General features: G+C 43.1%; 15 protein-coding genes. 9 read left to right on the top strand and 6 right to left on the bottom strand.

Annotation, left to right across the window (positions count from 1 at the left end; all coding sequences use genetic code 11):
- Positions 1 to 70 precede the first annotated feature (70 nt).
- The 5 genes from nrdA to B0682_RS04320 all read right to left on the bottom strand — a co-directional run bounded on the left by nrdA (position 71) and on the right by B0682_RS04320 (position 8,776).
- A complete protein-coding gene (gene nrdA, locus B0682_RS04340) occupies positions 71 to 2,374 on the bottom strand; it encodes a class 1a ribonucleoside-diphosphate reductase subunit alpha (protein ID WP_078306826.1) in 2,304 nt (767 codons plus the stop codon).
- 426 nt (positions 2,375 to 2,800) lie between these two features.
- Positions 2,801 to 5,101 (bottom strand): class I poly(R)-hydroxyalkanoic acid synthase, encoded by a 2,301-nt coding sequence (gene phaC, locus B0682_RS04335; protein ID WP_205760095.1) that lies wholly within the window; start codon positions 5,099 to 5,101, stop codon positions 2,801 to 2,803.
- Between the two features lie 174 nt (positions 5,102 to 5,275).
- The gene (locus B0682_RS04330) at positions 5,276 to 5,926 is read right to left on the bottom strand and encodes a phasin family protein (RefSeq protein ID WP_078306825.1); all 651 of its coding nucleotides are present in this window, start codon (positions 5,924 to 5,926) and stop codon (positions 5,276 to 5,278) included.
- A 266-nt stretch (positions 5,927 to 6,192) separates the two neighbouring features.
- Positions 6,193 to 7,689 (bottom strand): sodium/proline symporter PutP, encoded by a 1,497-nt coding sequence (putP, locus tag B0682_RS04325; protein WP_078306824.1) that lies wholly within the window; start codon positions 7,687 to 7,689, stop codon positions 6,193 to 6,195.
- A gap of 217 nt (positions 7,690 to 7,906) precedes the next feature.
- Positions 7,907 to 8,776 (bottom strand): LysR family transcriptional regulator, encoded by an 870-nt coding sequence (locus B0682_RS04320; RefSeq protein ID WP_078306823.1) that lies wholly within the window; start codon positions 8,774 to 8,776, stop codon positions 7,907 to 7,909.
- A 174-nt stretch (positions 8,777 to 8,950) separates the two neighbouring features.
- Between B0682_RS04320 and leuC the strand changes: the two genes are divergently transcribed.
- A complete protein-coding gene (gene leuC, locus B0682_RS04315; RefSeq protein WP_078307069.1) occupies positions 8,951 to 10,414 on the top strand; it encodes a 3-isopropylmalate dehydratase large subunit in 1,464 nt (487 codons plus the stop codon).
- Positions 10,415 to 10,491: 77 nt separating this feature from the next.
- Here leuC and B0682_RS04310 read toward each other — a convergent pair whose 3' ends face one another.
- Complete coding sequence (locus B0682_RS04310) at positions 10,492 to 11,427, bottom strand: phosphodiester glycosidase family protein (protein WP_078306822.1); 936 nt, start codon at positions 11,425 to 11,427, stop codon at positions 10,492 to 10,494.
- A 266-nt stretch (positions 11,428 to 11,693) separates the two neighbouring features.
- On the opposite strand from B0682_RS04310, the gene ndk reads away from it, so the two are divergent.
- The 8 genes from ndk (at position 11,694) to hisS (ending at position 19,524) form a co-directional block, all read left to right on the top strand.
- Positions 11,694 to 12,125: a nucleoside-diphosphate kinase gene (gene ndk / locus B0682_RS04305; RefSeq protein ID WP_078306821.1), complete on the top strand. Its 432-nt coding sequence runs from the start codon at positions 11,694 to 11,696 to the stop codon at positions 12,123 to 12,125.
- Positions 12,126 to 12,305: 180 nt separating this feature from the next.
- Positions 12,306 to 13,502, top strand: a complete 1,197-nt coding sequence (gene rlmN / locus B0682_RS04295) for a dual-specificity RNA methyltransferase RlmN (RefSeq protein ID WP_078306819.1) — start codon at positions 12,306 to 12,308, stop codon at positions 13,500 to 13,502.
- A gap of 99 nt (positions 13,503 to 13,601) precedes the next feature.
- Positions 13,602 to 14,561 carry a tetratricopeptide repeat protein gene (locus B0682_RS04290; RefSeq protein ID WP_240494873.1) on the top strand — a complete coding sequence of 320 codons (960 nt, stop codon included), beginning with the start codon at positions 13,602 to 13,604 and terminating at the stop codon, positions 14,559 to 14,561.
- Positions 14,552 to 15,379, top strand: coding sequence for a helix-turn-helix domain-containing protein (locus tag B0682_RS04285; protein ID WP_078306818.1), 828 nt, complete (start codon positions 14,552 to 14,554; stop codon positions 15,377 to 15,379). Before B0682_RS04290 ends, B0682_RS04285 begins: the two co-directional genes overlap by 10 nt.
- An 85-nt stretch (positions 15,380 to 15,464) precedes the next feature.
- Positions 15,465 to 16,583 carry a flavodoxin-dependent (E)-4-hydroxy-3-methylbut-2-enyl-diphosphate synthase gene (gene ispG, locus B0682_RS04280; protein WP_078306817.1) on the top strand — a complete coding sequence of 373 codons (1,119 nt, stop codon included), beginning with the start codon at positions 15,465 to 15,467 and terminating at the stop codon, positions 16,581 to 16,583.
- 88 nt (positions 16,584 to 16,671) lie between these two features.
- Entirely contained in the window at positions 16,672 to 17,406 is a 735-nt protein-coding gene (locus B0682_RS04275) for a YceI family protein (RefSeq protein ID WP_078306816.1), read from the top strand.
- 12 nt (positions 17,407 to 17,418) lie between these two features.
- Positions 17,419 to 18,243, top strand: a complete 825-nt coding sequence (locus B0682_RS04270) for a substrate-binding periplasmic protein (RefSeq protein WP_078306815.1) — start codon at positions 17,419 to 17,421, stop codon at positions 18,241 to 18,243.
- A gap of 21 nt (positions 18,244 to 18,264) precedes the next feature.
- A complete protein-coding gene (gene hisS, locus B0682_RS04265) occupies positions 18,265 to 19,524 on the top strand; it encodes a histidine--tRNA ligase (protein WP_078306814.1) in 1,260 nt (419 codons plus the stop codon).
- Positions 19,525 to 19,556 lie beyond the last annotated feature (32 nt).

The raw sequence follows: 19,556 nt of genomic DNA, 5'->3' as shown, positions 1-19,556 counted from the left end.
TGTCTGTCATTCGGCACAATGGCTTTTATCCAGCAATACGCCCTAACAATGATAACTGAGAATTTATCACCTATAGCTTACACGCTCCCCCAGCACAACCGTCATCGATGTTTTCTTGAGTGTCGTTTGCTCCGTCACGAGTGTTATGATAATAAAGGGTTTTTATGCCAAGCTTATAAGCGGTTAATAAGTCTTTTAATAACACCTTCATCGGTACTCGTCCACCTTCATAGCGACTGGGGTCATAGTTGGTATTGGCAGAGATGCTTTGGTCAACAAACTTTTGCATGATGGCAACCAGTTTAAGATAACCGTCATTATTGGGCATGTGCCACAGCAGTTCATACTGATGTCTTAGGCGGTCAATGTCAGGGACGACTTGTTTTAAAATGCCATCTTTAGAGGCCTTGATGGATACCAAACCACGAGGTGGTTCAATGCCATTGGTGGCGTTGGCAATTTGGCTGGAAGTTTCAGAGGGCATTAATGCGGTCAAGGTGGAATTACGTAACCCATGGTTTTTGATGTCAGCACGCAAGCTTTCCCAATCGTAATGTAATGGCTCAGCACAAATTTTATCTAGGTCGGCTTTATAAGTGTCAATCGGTAAGATGCCTTGTGCGTATGTGGTTTCGGCAAAAGCAGGGCAAGGGGCTTGCTCTTGTGCCAGTGTGTTAGATGCTTTTAGCAGATAATATTGTAACGCTTCAAAAGTACGATGCGTTAGTGCCAAAGCCCCATTGGTGGCTGTTGATTCATCAGAGTAGCGGGTGCCATTTTTTGCCAAATAATACGCATAGTTGATGACCCCCACACCCAAGGTGCGGCGTTGCATGCTGCTATTTTTGGCAGCGATGACAGGATAGTCTTGATAATCTAATAGAGCATCTAACGCACGCACAATAAGCTCAGCAGGTTCTTCTATGTCGGTCAGCTTTTCTACCTTACCCAAATTCACCGCTGACAGTGTGCATAAGGCAATCTCGCCTTTATCATCGTTGATGTTGTCTAACTCTTTGGTGGGTAGGGCTATCTCCATACACAAGTTAGACTGACGGATAGGGGCGATTGCAGGGTCAAAGGGACTGTGAGTGTTGCAATGGTCAACGTTTTGTACATAGATACGTCCTGTGCTGGCACGTTCTTGCATCATCATGCTAAACAGCTCACTGGCAGGGACTTGGCGTTTACGAATGTTGTCGTCTGCTTCGTACTTTTCATACAGGCGTTCAAATTCATCTTGGTCAGCAAAAAATGCGTCATACAAACCTGGCACATCAGATGGCGAAAATAGGCTGATATGCTGACCTTTAATAAGTCGAGTGTATAATGTTTTGTTAATTTGTACGCCATAGTCCATTTGACGCACACGGTTGTCTTCGACGCCACGGTTATTTTTTAGCACAAGCAGGCTTTCTACTTCCAAATGCCACAGTGGATAAAACAGTGTCGCCGCCCCACCACGCACACCACCTTGTGAGCAGCATTTCACCGCCGTTTGAAACAACTTATAAAACGGAATACAGCCTGTGTGCTTGGCTTCACCGCCACGAATGGGGCTTCCTAACGCCCGAATACGTCCAGCATTAACCCCAATGCCAGCTCGTTGTGATACATACCGCACGATGGCACTGGTGGTGGCGTTGATGGAATCTAAGCTGTCTCCACATTCTATCAGCACACATGAACTAAACTGGCGTGATGGTGTGCGTACCCCTGACATGATGGGCGTGGGCAATGAAATACGAAACTGCGAAGTTGCGTCATAAAACCGCTTGATATAATCCATGCGAGTGTCTTTATCATACAAAGTATCATAGCTTGCAAATAAACACATGCCAACCAACATGTAAAGAAATTGTGGGCTTTCAAATACCTGCTTATTGACACGGTCTTGTACCAAATATTTGCCCGCCATTTGCTCAACAGCGGCATAAGCCAAGTTCATGTCTCGCCAATGGTCTATATGGTCGTTTAGCTCATTGAATTCTGCTTGTGAATAGTCTGTCAAGATGTGAGCGTCATAACGCCCTGCTTGAGTAAGTTTACTGACATGATCGAATAAATGTGGTGGCTCAAATTGATTGTAGGCGATTTTACGCAAATGAAAAATCGCCAAACGTGCTGCCAAATATTGATAGTCTGGCGTTTGCTCACTGATAAGGTCGGCAGCAGCTTTGATGATGGTCTCGTGGATATCACGGGTTTTGATGCCTTCATAAAATTGAATGTGTGATTTTAGTTCAACCTGTGATACCGACACATTATCTAAGCCCTTGGCTGCCCACGTAATGACTTTGTGAATTTTATCCAAATCAATTAATTCTAAGCGTCCATCACGTTTGGTTACTTGGATATTATCAATATGGGTCATAGGCTTGCTCCGTTTTGACTGGCGAAAATACCATATGGTAAAAGCATGGCAAAACCACCATAAAATACCATATATGGGGTTTTTCATTGGATTGTGGCACAATATAATGAAAAATTAGGCAAAATGCTAGGTTGATTTTTTAGGCTGATTATGCCTTTGTTATGACGATGATGTGATAAAAAACACTTGATTTTTTGTATTGACGAGCAGATAAGGGCTGACAAGGGGGTGGTCAGTCAATCATGGGCAAAATGGTGTTTTATGAAATTTTTTTATACAAAACCAAAGAAAGTCATCTTTTTACCAACAAAAACGACACGTCAAATGATGACGTGTCATTCATACCGTTAATACCATTACGCCATTCATAACATGGCTTAAAAGGCCCAGATGAAAGGTTTAGACAAATGGCTTAAGCTAAGCCTTTTAAGTATCAGACGAATACGCATTAACAGGTCTTCGATTACTTTTTAACGCTTGTTCAGCAGTTACCAGCACATAAGTACCGGGGGCATTGCCATAAGTGGTGATTGTCTGGCCTTGATGGTCTTGACCAACTTGGCGAGCAGGCACAAGCTTATCTTTGCTCATGAATGACGCATTGTCAGGGGTGGTTGCTAACCAGCCTTGCCATTCATGCCACCAGCTGTCTTGGACAAATTCAGCGGTTTCATACCATTGGTCAGCATCGACGGGGTATGAGCTGGTATCCGTGTTCATGTTTTGTTGGGTGCGATAATAGCCATATTTACCACCAGGGGCGTTCATGATGCCAGCGATGTGTCCTGACTCACCCAGCACAAATTTGGTCTGTCCACCAAACACTTGTGTGGCAGGGTAACAGCTTTTCCATTTGGCAATATGGTCTTGTAAAGTAGCAACCGAAAAAACTGGTGTCTTCACTTCTCGTAAATCTATTTGTACCCCATCAAACAGCAACTCACCCTTAGCTTGTAATTTGTTACCAAGATAAAATTCACCCAATAAAAACTGATGCAAGCTAGCAGTTACATTGGTACAGTCTGAGTTCCAATACAGCAAATCAAATGGTACTGGACGCTCACCTTTTAGGTAATTTTGTACAAAATAATTCCAATACAGGCTGTTTTCTCTGAGCAAGCTAAATGATACCCCCATCATGCGTCCATCAAACACGCCCAGCTGGTCATTTTGTTGGTTGATGGCGTTGACGATTTTTTCATCGACAAACACGCCAATGTCACCAGGGTCGCTAAAGTCAATGATAGATGCCCATAAAGTGGCGCTGGCAACTCGGTTACTTTGCCCTTGTTTGGCAAGCCAACCTAATGTCAATGACGTGAGCATGCCACCAATACAATAGCCTACCACGTTGGCTTGTGATTCGCCTGTGATGCGTTCGACTTCATCTAAAGCGGTGAGTAGGCCATCGTGCATGTAGTGAATCATGCCGATGTCTTTATAATGTGGCGTGGGATTTGCCCATGACAACACAAACACCGTATGACCTTGTGCCACAGCCCAGCGGATAAAAGAATTTTTTTCACGCAAATCCATGATGTAGAATTTATTAATCCAAGGTGGAACAAGTACCAGCGGTTTTTGATACACTTTTTCTGTGCTTGGGGCATACTGGATAAGCTCAAACAGATAATTTTGATACACCACCTGCCCTTTGGCGGTGGCGATGTTATCACCGACTCGAAAGGCAGATTGGTCAGTCATGCGAATATTTAGCGTATCTGCACTGTTTTCAAGATCTACTGCCAACTGTTTTAGACCGTCTATTAAATTTTGCCCTTGTGTTTCTATGGTCAGCCGAAGCACTTCAGGGTTGGTAAACAAAAAATTAGTGGGAGCAACGGCGTTTATCCATTGGCGAGTAAAAAAAGACAACCGCTGGCGAGTCTTATCGTCCACGCCCTCCAGTTCATCAATGGTTTGCATCATGGCTTGTGATGTGAGCAGATAATGCTGCTTTAGATAATCAAACCATGGGTTGTTGTCCCATTCTGCATCATTAAAACGTTTGTCGCCTTTTTCTGGAGTTACCACAGCATCAGGTTGCTGTCCACTCATTTTAAGTAAGGTGTTTTGCCAAAGTTGCCATTGGTTTTTCCAAAGATTGGTTTGCTCATCGACCATCACCCCCGGATTGTGTTGCATCATCTCGGCAAAATGTTGCCAACCTTGAAGCAAATCAAACGTTACCGAGGTGCTGGTGGGGCTGTTTTGTCCACTCATGCGTAGCATTTGGTTGTTGATACGCAAAGCGGTGTCAGTCATACTTTGAGTAATGGGATTATTAAACCAAATGTCAAAAGGGTTAAAATAAAACGGTTCATTTCTTTGGCTCTGTGGATTAGGGTTCTGTGAGCGGATATCAGCAGATTTTTGTTGATTATCGCTGGCGTGTGTGTTCATCAAAATGGCAAAGGGATTGAACAAAAAAGGGTTTTGCTTGAGTGTTTGATTGTTATCTTGACTGGGCTTGGGTGATGTAAACCCTGTAAATGCCTGTTGAATATGCTCAGGTTTAAGGTGTTGTTCACTCATGTTTTGTGTAAACAGATGTTGGGCTTGTTGGATACTGTCTTGCCATTGTTTTTGCCATTGTAAAAACACGTGCATCATGTCAGCAAACGCATCTTGATTTGTGTGGTCATGGTCTTGATTGCTGTTATTATTTTGATTGATGGTATTATCTTGATTGCTTTTATCGGTGGCAGATGAGTCATAGGTTGCCATAATCAGTTTCCAAAATCAGTGAATTAAAGTCCATTTTTTTGGGTTATCAGCTTGGTATAAAAAAGCTTGAGCAGTTGGTAACCACTCAAGCCAATGGATTGCTTTTATATGATTGCTTTTATGTTAAGGTGGTTAAGCCTTTATTTAACCAAAACTTAAGCACAAGCAAAAGCCTTATTTACTGGTGGTCTTACTGGTGCTACTGCCTGTTGTTTTGGTGTTAGATGAGCTGGTGGTGGTTTTGCTGGCTTGTTCGGTGGCTTTTTTGACCGCTTCAGAAGCTTGCTCACTGGCTTTGGCAGCAGCATCAGTGGCGGCTTTGGTCATATTGCTTGCCATTTCATTACCACGACGCATGACTTCATTCATCTGTTCACTGGTGCGGTTAAAGTTCTCTGCCACTTTTTGGTTAAATACTTCGGCGTTTTTGCTGGCTTGTTCGGTGGCAGATTGCATGGCATTTTGCATGTTGTTTGACGCATCGCCATACATTTCATTCATGGCGGTGATGATTTCTTGACGCATGGCATTGCCTAAGTCAGTCATACGCTGAGCGTCTTCGAGCATTTGTTGCCCCATTTGGTTAAGCAATTCGCTTTGTTTTTGTCCAAAATGGCTGGCTTTTTCAGCAGAGTCCACTTCTGATGCGTTACGCAGTTGGGTCAGCCCCATTTCTGAATAGGTACGCATGGTGTTTAAAGAAAACTGGGTCATTTTTTCGGCATTGGCAAGCATGGCTTGGTTAAGTCTTGCCCAAGGCTGATAAAATTGGCGAGAGTTTTCTTTTAAATTATCACTCATGTTGTCAAAAAATTGTTGGTTCATGGTAAACTTCCTTGAGAGTGTTTGGTAGAGTAGCGTATTTGGTGAGTGGGTTCGTTAGTGGAAATAAAATCTTAATCTTTGATTTTACTTGATTAAGCTTATATTATTGGTATACGAATGTATACTTTTAAGCTTAATATTTTTGTATTGTTATGTTAATGGTTATTCGTAAATCTTATAAGAAAGTCTTATAAGAAAAATAAAGCCATCAAAGCTGATTTGGTGGCTTTTGTTCTATGGTAATTGCGTTAATCAAACAGTCAGCGTCATAATTTACTTTCCATCTCATCAAAGCGTGCAACAATGTGTGGCTTAGGAGCAGGGGTTGCCAGTGAACCCACCACAATGGCAATGCTAGACAGCACAAACCCTGGCACAATGGCGTATAACCAGCTGTTTAAAGCAGTGCCATCAGCCATGGTGAAGCCACCATAAATCCAAATGATGACCGTCAATGCACCGACCACCATGCCTGCCAATGCCCCATTACGGTTCATGCGTCGCCATAATAAGCTAAAGATGACCAAAGGACCGAATGCTGCCCCAAATCCTGCCCACGCATTAGACACCAAATCCAGCACCGAACTGTCACGGTCAGATGCCAGCATAATCGACACAATCGCAACCACAATCACCGAGATACGACCAACCAGCACTTGTCGAGACTCAGGGGCTTCTTTGTCCAGATACAGTCGATAAATATCACGAGTCAGCGAACTAGACACCACAAGCAGCTGGGAAGAAATGGTACTCATGATGGCCGCTAAAATCGCCGCCAATAAAAATCCTGACACCAATGGGTGGAATAAGAACTGTGAAAATACCAAAAAAATGGTCTCAGGGTCATCTAAAGTCATGGCAGTTTTTCTGACATACGCCACACCCGCAAAGCCTGTCAATAACGCCCCAATAAGGCTTAAAATCATCCAGCCGATGCCAATGTTACGAGCCGTTGGCACATCTTTGACTGAGCGTATCGCCATAAAGCGGACGATGATATGGGGCTGACCAAAATAACCCAACCCCCACGCCATCAGTGAGATAATCGCCATGATTGACACACCGCTGGTGATGTTAAGCAAATCAGCGTTGATGTTGCGTACCGTCTCAATGGTGGGCGCAACCCCACCTAAATCAGTAAAGGCAACCACAGGCACGATAATCATGGCAAATAACATGATGACCCCCTGCACAAAGTCAGTCATTGACACCGCCAAAAAACCACCCATTAGGGTGTATAACACCACGATGCCAGCGGTAATCCACAGTCCCATGCCATAAGACATGCCCAAAGAGCTTTCAAACAGCTTGCCACCACCGACCAAGCTGGCTGCGGTGTACACGGTAAAAAACAAGATAATGACAAAGGCAGAAATCACACGCAACAGATGCGACTTGTCTTCAAAGCGGTTAGAAAAATAGTCAGGCAGGGTAATGGCATTATCCACCACTTCGGTATAAACCCGCAAACGTGGGGCAACGATGATATAGTTTAACAATGCCCCAATGGTCAAGCCCAATGCAATCCAAATACTCACCACACCCGATGCGTACATATAGCCAGGCAACCCCATCAGTAGCCAGCCTGACATGTCTGATGCCCCAGCTGATAATGCCGTTACTGCAGGACCTAAGCCACGCCCACCGAGCATATAACCTTCGGAGTCGTTGTTTTGTTTAAAATACGCATACACCCCAATGCCAATCATCAGAGCAAAATAAGCAGCGAGTGAAATCCACACGCCAATGTCTATTCCATTCATAGAGAAGTCCTAGTTTTTAGCTTGTTATGGCGGTTAAATAAAATTACAATATAAAATAATTTAGCCATAAATCAAATCATTTGGTCATAAAATTTTTGCTTGAATTAATTAATTATAGTGTATTTTACTGACCAAATCGAATAATAAGAATGATTTTTATTTAAATGGTAACATGAATGTGGGAATGATGACTGACATGGCAATTGGGTAAGCAAGGCTAAATGGGTGATAATAGCCCCATCAAAGCATCAGCACTGGCAGAGCGAGTCAAACTGGGGTTAATCACCAAGCCCAAATATCGCTGTAGCTCAATGTTATCTTTCATATCAATCGGCTCAAGCTCTTGGTTAATCAAAGTCTGAGGCAACACTGACCACCCAAGCCCCACCGATACCAGCATGCGAATGGACTCCAACGGATTGGTACTCATGGTGGCATAAGGCTTAAGATTGTGCTTGGCAAATTCTGCTAAGGTAATCTGACTGGTGAAAGTATTGGCAGATGGCAAAATCGCAGGATAATGTGCCAGTTGCTCAAGCGTAACATTAATCTTTTTGGCAAGTGGTGATAACGTTCCTGTCACAAAATATAAAGGGTCTGACCATAGCGTATGATAGCTTAAACGTTTGTCATAGACAGGGGGCAAAGTCAAAAACGCCAACGCCACATCACCGTCCAACACCGCCTTGTGAGCTTCTTCTGAATCGACAAAATGCACTTCTATTTGTACCGCAGGATACATCTGGATAAACTGCTTCAGCACAGGTGGCAAGTGGTGTAAACCGATATGATGACTTGTGCCGATAACCAACTTGCCTGATACCGTGTGTTGCGAGTTTTTTAGATTAATGCGAAAATTATCATAGTCATCAAGCCATCGCTTGGCATGTGGCAATAAACGATGTGCCGCTTGAGTTGGCACGATGCCACGCCCAACCGTATCAAATAAGGTTACCCCAAACTCATCTTCTAAATTTTTGATGCGTTTACTGACCGCAGGTTGAGTGATAAACAACTTTTCAGCAGCAGCCGAGATGCTTCCTGTGTGCATCACAGTCACAAAGGTGGTGAGATTGGTGGTATTCATGATAAATATTAACCAAAAGTTTTGAAATTTATAAAAATCATCAATTATAATTATAAAACGAGACTGCTATAATCGCAACAGCAATCATAAGAGCAATCACAACAGCAGTCGCAAAAATAAAAAAAGTGTTAAGCACGTTAAACATAAGGAATGACCACCACCATGACCGCATCAATGCAACAATCAATCTCCCATTCAATACCCCATTCAAACAGTCGCCCCAAAACCTTAACCCTATATGACAAACTTTGGCAAGACCACTTGGTTAGACAGCGTGATGATGGCTCAAGTTTGATTTATATTGACCGTCATCTGTTGCATGAAGTGACCAGCCCACAAGCCTTTGAAGGTCTTGAACTGGCAGGTCGCAAGCCTTGGCGATTGTCTGCCAACATTGCCACCCCTGACCATAACGTGCCAACCACCGTCAAAGAACGCAGCCAAGGCATGGCGGGCATCAAAGATGACGTGTCTCGCTTACAAGTGACCACATTAGATGATAATTGTCAGAAGTTTGGGATTGAAGAATTCACCATCAATGACATTCGTCAAGGCATTGTCCATGTGGTTGGACCTGAACAAGGTTTGGTACTTCCTGGTATGACCGTGGTGTGTGGTGACAGTCATACTGCCACACATGGGGCGTTGGGCTGTTTGGCACATGGTATTGGCACATCGGAAGTGGAACATGTGTTGGCAACTCAATGTCTTGTTCAAAAGAAAATGAAAAATATGCTCATTAAAGTCAATGGCAAACTTGGGCAAGGGGTTACGCCCAAAGATGTCGTGCTTGCCATCATTGCCAAAATTGGCACAGCAGGTGGTACAGGTCATGCCATTGAATTTGGTGGACAAGTGTTTAAAGACATGAGCATGGAAGGGCGTATGACCGTCTGTAACATGGCCATTGAAGCAGGCGCAAGGGTTGGCATGGTGGCGGTAGATGACATCACCATTGACTATGTCAAAGGTCGCCCGTACGCTCCAACAGGTGAGACTTGGGAGAAAGCGGTTGAATACTGGAAAACCCTGCATTCTGATGCTGATGCACGATTTGACAGTGTGATAGAGCTAGATGGCAGTGACATTGCCCCACAAGTCTCATGGGGAACATCGCCTGAGATGGTGGTGGACATCACCCAAAATGTACCCACGTTGGACATGGCAAAAGACGATGTGCAAAAAAATGCGTGGATTCGTGCCTATGAATACATGGGCTTGCGTGCAGGGCAACCGATGAGCGATATTAAGCTTGACCGAATTTTTATCGGTTCTTGTACCAACTCTCGCATTGAAGATTTACGCTTGGCGGCCAATGTGATTAAAGGTCGCAAAGTGGCTGACAGCGTTAAAGAAGCCATCATCGTGGCAGGCTCTGGACTGGTCAAACAACAAGCTGAAAATGAAGGGCTTGATAAGATATTTACCGATGCTGGCTTTGAATGGCGTGAACCGGGTTGTTCAATGTGCCTTGCGATGAATGCTGATAAGCTTGAGCCACAAGAGCATTGTGCCAGTACCAGTAATCGCAATTTTGAAGGTAGGCAAGGCAATGGCGGACGCACGCATTTGGTCAGTCCTGCGATGGCAGCAGCGGCAGCGATTGCAGGGCATTTTGTCGATGTGAGAGATTTTTAGCGTAACTGGGTTTAGAATGGCTGGGTTGTTACCCATTTGGTTTGGGATTGATTGTTGGCATTGATTGCTGTTTACTTTCAATCAAACTTACTTTCAATCAAGCCTATCATTACCCCCATGTTTTTTTTATCGTTAATTTTTAGCTCTGGAGCATATAACGCTGATGCAATACCACCATCTAAAAATAACGCATTCTTGCAATTTAACTGAGTTTGGAACAATAATGCAAACTCATAAAAATTGACTGGCACACGACTGTGCACCAGTTTGATTTTACCATCTTCGCTGATGCCAATGCCGTTGCGAATTTTCTTAGAAGTGGAATCAGCGGTAAATTTTGGGTGCATTGCCCCATCAATCACCAGCATGGGTCCTGATTGGGTGGCAAACTTAGGTTTTACCCCTGCTTTTAGCTGACGTTGCATTTGCTCACTGGTGTCAATATGAAAGCCATCATCATTCCACCAAAACACCCCATTTGGCATCAGATGAAAATTGCCTTCACCTTCGTTTAGATTGAGTGACAGTATCTGCTTGCCATCAATCACGGTATAGCCAATGGGGGCAAATTCGTGGTTGTACATGCCTGCATTGCTGGCAAATAGCAGTTGTTTGTTGGCACTGAGTTGTTGTTTTAATGCCGAAAAAGTGAATAATGGCTTGGCGTTTTTGTCTGTATTATCATCAGCTTGCCGCCAAAACAGCCGAAGTGATAAGTTCTGTGCTTGTTGTTCTGCTTGTTGCTTAGTGTCTTTTTGGCCATGTTGGCCATGGTTCTGATGGTGTGAGGGTGCTAATAGCATCTTTTCATCTATCGCACAAATGTCATACCAAAAAGGCTCTTTAAACGCTTGACAATATTGATTGGATTGACTAGCATCATCTGTTTGATTGATGTGTCCCCAAGTCGTATCAGCATCACAAGCGGTCAATATCAAAGTACCGCTACTTAATAGCGTATAAATTAAGTTTTGTAAATGTTTTGTTGATAAAAAAATTTTGATTTTACGCATGGCAACCCTTACTCATCGTTTTTATCGTCATCTTGTGCATCGTCATTATAAGCAAATCAAGCATTTTTATCAGATAAAAATCAGATAAATTTAGGTAAAATAGCCAATCACTCAGATGATGCCGTCCACCCATCTGCCCAAGATTTGTCGGTATTTTTATCAAGTTTTTGTTGTCTTGACAAGATTGTGTTTTTGGGTAAATATAATGCGTTACTTATTGATAACCATTTATGAATAACCATTTATGAATACCATGGGAGAATGACATGGCGATTGAACGCACCTTATCCATCATCAAACCTGATGCTGTTGCTGGCAATCACATCGGTGAGATTTATGACCGTTTTGAAAAAGCAGGATTAAAAATTATCGCCACCAAAATGTTGCATTTGGATAATGACAAGGCAGGGGGGTTTTATGCTGAGCATCAAGAACGCCCATTTTATAATGATTTGGTCAGCTTTATGACATCAGGACCTGTGGTGGTGTCGGTATTAGAGGGTGAAAATGCGGTGGCACATCATCGTGAACTGATGGGTGCTACCAACCCACAAGAAGCCAGTGAAGGCACTATTCGTAAAGACTTTGCCAACAGCATCGATGAAAATGCGGTACACGGCTCAGATTCAGTCACATCAGCACAACGTGAGATTGCTTATTTTTTTGATGATAAAGAAGTCTGCCCACGTACTCGTTGAGTTGATTTTTTTAAGCTTTGACAAGCTAAAAACCGCATTCTTTGTGATGCGGTTTTTATTTAATGGTTTGTTTTTTATGGTTTTAACACGTGTGGTTTTAACATTGGTATTTGCCCCATTATTGACTATAATAGAACCATTTATTGATGAGCAAAGATATGAACATGAGCAAAATTGGATATGAACAAAATCGTTACCATTGATCCTAGCACACAAGATGAGATTGTGTCCAAGCACAATCTGTTGGGATTGTCGTACCCACAGTTGGTGGCGTTTTTTGCTGATATTGGGGAAAAGGCATTTCGTGCCAGTCAAGTCATGAAGTGGATACACCAGTACGGCGTTACTGATTTTACTCAGATGACCAATTTATCCAAAAAACTGCAAGACAAACTGACACAAGTGGCAGCTGTTACACCGCCCACAGTGAGGTTTAAACAATTTAGTGAAGATGGCACTCGCAAGTGGGTGTTTGAAGTGGCAGGTGGTTCATTGGTTGAGACGGTGTTAATCCCTGCTGATGATGGCAAACAATATGGGCGAAAAACGTTGTGTATTTCATCACAAGTGGGGTGTGCGTTGGATTGTTCATTTTGTAGTACTGGTAAGCAAGGATTTGAGCGCGATTTAACTGCCAGTGAAATCATCGGTCAGCTTTGGGTTGCCAATCAGTCTTATATGCAAGATGTCCCTGTCAGTGAGCGAGAAAACCGAGTAACTAATGTGGTGATGATGGGCATGGGTGAACCGTTGCTTAACTATGACCCTGTGGTTGCGAGCATGTCCATTATGTTAAATGACCACGCTTATGGGCTGTCTAAACGACGAGTGACCTTATCGACCTCTGGCATTGTGCCGAAGATGTATGAGTTGGCAAAAGACATTGATGTGGCGTTGGCGATTTCGCTACATGCCCCCAACGATGAGTTGCGTAATCAGCTTGTGCCTATCAACAAAAAATATCCACTAAAAGAGTTGATACAAGCCGCCAAAGCCTATGTTTATCACGAAAATCCAAGGCACAAAAAGCACGTTACCATTGAATATGTGATGTTATCAAACATCAATGACAGTGATGAACACGCCAAACAGTTGATTGAGCTGTTAAATGGGTTGCCAAGTAAGATTAATCTGATACCTTTTAATCCATTTCCCCACGCCCCTTATCAACGCTCAAGTAACAATCGCATTCATGCGTTTAGTCATTTGTTAAACCAAGCTGGCTTTGTTTGTACGGTGCGTCAAACTCGAGGTGATGATATTGATGCGGCTTGTGGGCAGTTGGTTGGACAAGTGGCAGACAAAACACGTCGTTCGGCTAAATGGCGACAAAGCATTGAACGAAATAAAGCATTGAATAAGCCATATCAATCATGAAACGTTAAAAGATTGAAAAACATATCAACCATAAAACAATGAAACCATAAAGCATGAAACATGAAAGCATGAAACATTAAAAAAGACAGAGACTTGACCATGTTGCAAATCAGCTTACCGCATCATTTAAAACCGCCTCATTCACAAAGGTTAAATCACATCAGCACAACTGATGACGTTGGTTGCCCCAAGATGTTGATAACTGACATGTTAATGTCTGGCAAGTTAAGCGTTGGCATGATGGTGGCAGTGTTGGCATTGACGTTGTCTGGCTGTCAAAGCACCCCAACCGACGCGTTTACTAATAGCAATTATAATGCCAATACACAAGCTTCTGGTAACCGTGAAAAAAGCCCCCAAGAAGTTGCCAGTATTCGCACCACTTTAGCCAGTGAATACATTCGAGACAAAAAACTTGATGCCGCCATGCGTCAGTTGCAACTGGCATTTGACGCAGATGCTCGCTATGTGCCAGCTCATGATATGATGGGTGTCTTGTTACAGCAAGAGGGCAGTCCAAGCAACTTTGCTAAGGCAGAAGAATACTTCAAAAAAGCCATCAGTATCGACCCAAGCTTTATGCAGGCACACAATAACTATGGCGTGTATCTGTCGCAAGCCAACCGCCATGCTGAGGCGATTAAGCAGTTTCAAATTGCAGGCGAGGCACTCGGTTATCAAGGACGCATTGCATCACTTGAAAACTTAGGACGCACCTATCTTAAGCTGAACAATGACGATGCTGCCATACAGACTTTTATTAGGGCGTTAGAAAGCGACAGCAACAGCATCATCTCACGCATCGAGCTGGTGGATTTGTTGCTAAAACACAACCGTATCCAACAAGCTCAAAAATTGTATGATGAAACTGATGCGTTATTTGGTCATCAAATCATCACCCCACGCACCTTGATGCAAGGCATCAAACTGGCACATGAAACAGGCAACATGGCAAAGCGTCAACAACTGACCCAAGAGCTGTTATCCACTTTTGCACTAAGTAATGAAGCAAAAACTCTAAGAACTTGGCTAACCAACCCTGAGGCAACATGGAAGTAACAAAATCATCAAATGATACCTTATCTTTTGGTCATGCGTTAAGAAAAGCTCGTGAAAAACAAAACATCACCCTTGAGCAAGCGTCCAAAGATTTGTTCATCAAAGAGCGTCAGCTGGCGGCGTTAGAAGCTGAGAACTTTGCTGTCTTGCCACAGCAGACCTTTGCCAAGGGTTTTGCCATCAACTACGCACGCTATCTTAAGCTTAATGTTGATGAGATGTCAGCCAGTTTTGACCGTGCCTATCCCAGTGAAATGCGTGTTACTAAAGCTGAAGACATCGCATCTCCATTGCGTCCAATGGGCACATTGCACCGTGATAGCAGACGCAGTTTTCGTTTTAATCCGCTATTGTTATTGGCGGTGATATGTGTCATCAGTTTGGCAGTATTTTTGTTGCGGACGGTCAGCAATGCTCAAAGCCAAAAAGAAGCCGATAGTCAGCAACCCACCATTGAAGAGATGGGCAACATTGACCAAGAGCAAGGCTCAGCTCTTAATGGCATCGAAATCACCAACAGCACAGGCTCAGCATTAAACCTAACTCATGCTGACCAAACTAACAGCCCAACCAACCCCCAAGCATCTGAGCTGGAGTTTTGGGTACAAAATAAAACCAACCTCTCTGTGATTGATGCCAATGGGCAAGTGCTATGGCAAGGTGAAAAGGGTAGGGGCAGTTTTACCCTAACTGGCAATGCCCCATTTACCATTAAGATTGATAATGTCAAAAACGTCAGTCTAAATATGAATAAACAGCCCGTCCGTTTGTCTCAATACAGCCAAAATAACCAAGCTGTCTTTAAATTATCACCATAATTTTTAAACTGTCGCCATAGCCAGTCAAAATGAACGAAAAAAATCAGCCCAATAAAAACAAGCCCCATAAAAACAAGAGTCCATCATGAGCCATCATTCCCCCATTCAACGTAAACGCACCAAACAAATCCATGTCGGCTCTGTGGCAGTGGGTGGTGATGCCCCCATCAGTGTGCAGAGCATGACCAATACCGACACGTGTGATGTACAAGCCACCGTTGCCCAAATTCAGCGATGCGTAGACGCAGGGGTGGATTTTATGCGAGTATCCACGCCCAGCATGGACAGCGTGCAAGCATTTGGTGAAATCAAAAAACAAGTCAGCGTGCCATTGGTTGCTGACATTCATTTTGATTATAAAATTGCCTTGGCAGTGGCAGAAGCAGGGGCGGATTGTTTGCGGATAAATCCAGGTAACATTGGCAATGAACAAAAAGTGCGAGAAGTGGTTGCTTGTGCCAGGCACCACAATGTTCCCATTCGCATCGGGGTAAACGCAGGTTCGCTTGAAAAAGACATTCAAAGAAAATATGGCGAACCAACAGGCGAGGCCATGCTAGAATCGGCGTTACGCCATATTGATATCTTAGAAAAACTGGGCTTTGACCAATATAAAATCTCGGTTAAAGCCAGCAATGTGTTCTTAACCCTTGATGCGTATCGATTGATTTCTGCCCAAATTGACAACCCATTACATCTTGGGGTAACTGAAGCTGGCGTGTATCGCACAGGTACGGTAAAATCCGCCATTGCTTTGGGCAGTTTGCTACTTGATGGCATTGGTGATACCATGCGCATCTCTTTGGCGGCAGCACCAGAAGAAGAGATTAAAATCGGCTTTGACATTTTAAAATCATTGAGCATTCGTGCTAATGGGGTCAACTTCATTGCTTGCCCCAGCTGTTCTCGTCAAGAATTTGATGTGATTAAAGTGATGAATATTTTAGAGGCTCGTTTAGAGGACATTCGTGAGCCGATGAATGTGTCGGTGATTGGTTGTAAGGTGAATGGGCCAGGAGAAGCCAAAGAATCAGACATTGGCGTGGTGGGGGCAAGCCCCAACAGCTTGGTATATCAAGATGGTAAAAAAAGCCATCTGATAGACACCGAAAAATTGGCAGATGAAATTGAGGCGATGGTGCGAAAAAAAGTAAAAATGATGGCAAATAAAAAAGCCAATGAAATCATTCGTGTGGCACAATAGCCATTTTCAAGCCATTTTTACTGATGTTTTTTCTGGATTTTTTGATTAAGGTTTAATTACTGATGGTCATTAATGATATGGATGAATTATGAAAAAAATACTCTTAACTTCATTGTTGTTATGCTTGGTGGCTTGTGGCTCACAACCAGCATCTGATGACATAACCGAAGCTCAACACAGCTCTGAAAATGCCAGTTCTGAAAATAATGGTAATTCTGACAGTGCGGTCGCTGAAAATTCAGTCGCTGATTCTGTGTCTGAAGTGCAGACAGTCAATCAGGCATCTGAGGTTTCTGATTGGTTGTTAAAAGATGCAGACATCGGTTTTGTCAGCACCAAAATTGATAAAAAGCGCAATCACATCGAAGAAATAGGTGAATTTACTCAATACTCTGGTCTGTTTAATAAGCTGGGCGAGCTGTTATTAAAGATTGATTTATCCAGTGTCAAAACCGACATCGTTATTAGAGATGATCGCTTAAGAGATTGGTTATTTAATGTGGACGAATTCACAACCGCAGTTGTGACCACAACCTTAGATGCTGATACCATCAATGGGTTAAAAGTTGGTGAGACGATGCAATTAACCCAACCTTTTGTGTTGGACATGCACGGACATACGGTGGATTTGGTGGCAGACTTGACGATCACACGTGAAAGTAACACATTGATGCTGGTAGAGACCAACACCCCTATCAAGTTAGATGTCAAAAAATTTGATATGTCAGAGGGCATGAAACGTTTAACAGAAGTTATGGGATTATCTAGGATTGATAATGTCGTTCCTATCACCTTTAAGGGCAAATTTGTCAGACCACTTTAAATGGATAATGTTATGAAAAAGATATTGTGTGTTTTACCCCTATTTTGGTTGTTAGGTGGATGCGGTAACACCAATGATAACCATGCCAACGCCAACCATGCCAATCATGAAACTGCCAATACTGATGGGCAACAAGATAAACTGACAGAAGTCAAAGTGGCTTTTATTGCATCAGAGACAGGCAATGAGCCATTAAATTTTCGTGATGAGCGAGGTGATTTGCAAGGGTTTGAATACGATGTTTTGCAAGAAATTGCCAAACGTAGCCATCATCATTTTGTATACAGTTATCAACCACGGCAAAACCTATTTGAAAGCCTTGCTGATAATAAATTTGATATGATTGTTGGTAGCATTGCCATTACAGATGATCGGCGTAAGCAATATGCCATGAGCAATCCTTATTTGGAGGTGTATCCAGTCACAATCATCAGTAAAGACAAGGACATTAAGACGCTGCATCAACTCAAAGACAAACATGTCGCCATTAAAGACAGCTCAATGGATACGCTTTATGACATTGTGACTCAGAAAAAACAAGAAGAAGAATTAAATGATGTGCAATACATGCGAAGTGATTGGCTGGCGGTACAAAGTGTGTTGTCCAATAAAGCAGAAGCGGCAATCAGTGATTCATCAGTCATTCCTTATTATGTGGAAAAATATTCTGAGAAAAAATCGCCTTTGTATTTTGCCATTGATTATGACTATCCACAAGAACTTTACGGATTTGTTTTAAATAAATCAGACAGTCAGCTGTTAGAAGAGGTGAACGCATCATTGGCAGACATGAAGGCAGATGGCACATATCAAAGTATTTATAAAAAATGGTTTTAATTTGGGGGCAATGGTGTGATGATGCTGACATCAATCAAAGGGTTTAATGACATTTTGCCTGCTGACAGTCAAAAATGGCAACGATTAGAAGCCATTTTGGCAGACATTTTGGCACGGTTTGGTTTTGAGCAGATTCGCCTGCCCATCGTGGAAGAGACCCAGCTGTTTTCTCGTGCCATTGGTGACGCCACCGACATTGTTGAAAAAGAAATGTATAGTTTCACCGATAAATCTGATCCACCCACGCCACTGACCTTACGCCCAGAAGGCACGGCAGGGGCAGTGCGAGCGGTGTTGGAGCATCATCTATTGCGTGGCGACACACCAAAACTTTGGTACACAGGACCGATGTTTCGCTATGAACGCCCACAAAAAGGACGATACCGTCAGTTTCATCAGCTGGGGGTGGAAAGTTTTGGCAGTAAGATGCCTGATGCTGATGCTGAATTGATTATCATGACCGCCATGATGTGGCAGGCATTGGGCATTGAAAAAGCAGTAACGCTTGAGCTAAATAGCTTAGGAGAGCTTACCGAACGCCTTGCTTATCGCACCGCATTGATTGAGTATTTAAAAGACAAACAAGACGAGCTGGACAGTGATAGCCAACGGCGTTTGACCACCAACCCCTTACGCATATTAGACAGCAAAGATGCCAATACCCAAAAACTTCTAGAAAATGCCCCAAAGTTAGCGGATTTTTTGGGTGAGGACAGCCAAGCCCATTTTGCCAAAGTCAAAGAATACCTAACCGCTGTTGGCATTGAGTTTGTGATTAATCCTAAGTTGGTGCGTGGTTTGGATTATTACAATAAAACCGTGTTTGAATGGACAACCGATAAATTAGGCAGCCAAGCCACGGTGTGTGGCGGTGGGCGTTATGATGGCCTGATCGGTCAGCTCAAAGGGTCTGATAAATCAGAACCTGCCGTGGGTTTTGCCATTGGGCTTGAACGATTGCTATTGCTGATTGAAGCGGTTAATCCATTTAATCCTGTGTCTGCTTGTGATGTGTTTGTGGTGGCTCACCCTGATGTCTATACTCAAGCGGTAAAATTTGCCCACAAACTTCGCACCCAGCGTGTTGACCTAAGGGTAAAAATGGGGTCAGCAATCAGTTTAAAAGCACAAATGAAAAAGGCGGATAAATCTGGTGCAAGATTTACCGTGATTATCGGTGAAGATGAAGTGAAACATGAGCAAATCAGCATCAAAGACATGCAAAATGCTGAACAGACCACACAATCCCAAGCATGGTGCGTGGCGAATTTATTAAAATAAACAGCCAAGTAAACAAACAACAGTTGAGTAAA

It is taken from the genome of Lwoffella lincolnii (assembly GCF_002014765.1).
GTDB lineage: Bacteria > Pseudomonadota > Gammaproteobacteria > Pseudomonadales > Moraxellaceae > Psychrobacter > Psychrobacter lincolnii.
Note: the sequence above shows the minus strand (reverse complement) of the source record. Positions and strands in the feature narration are given on the sequence as shown.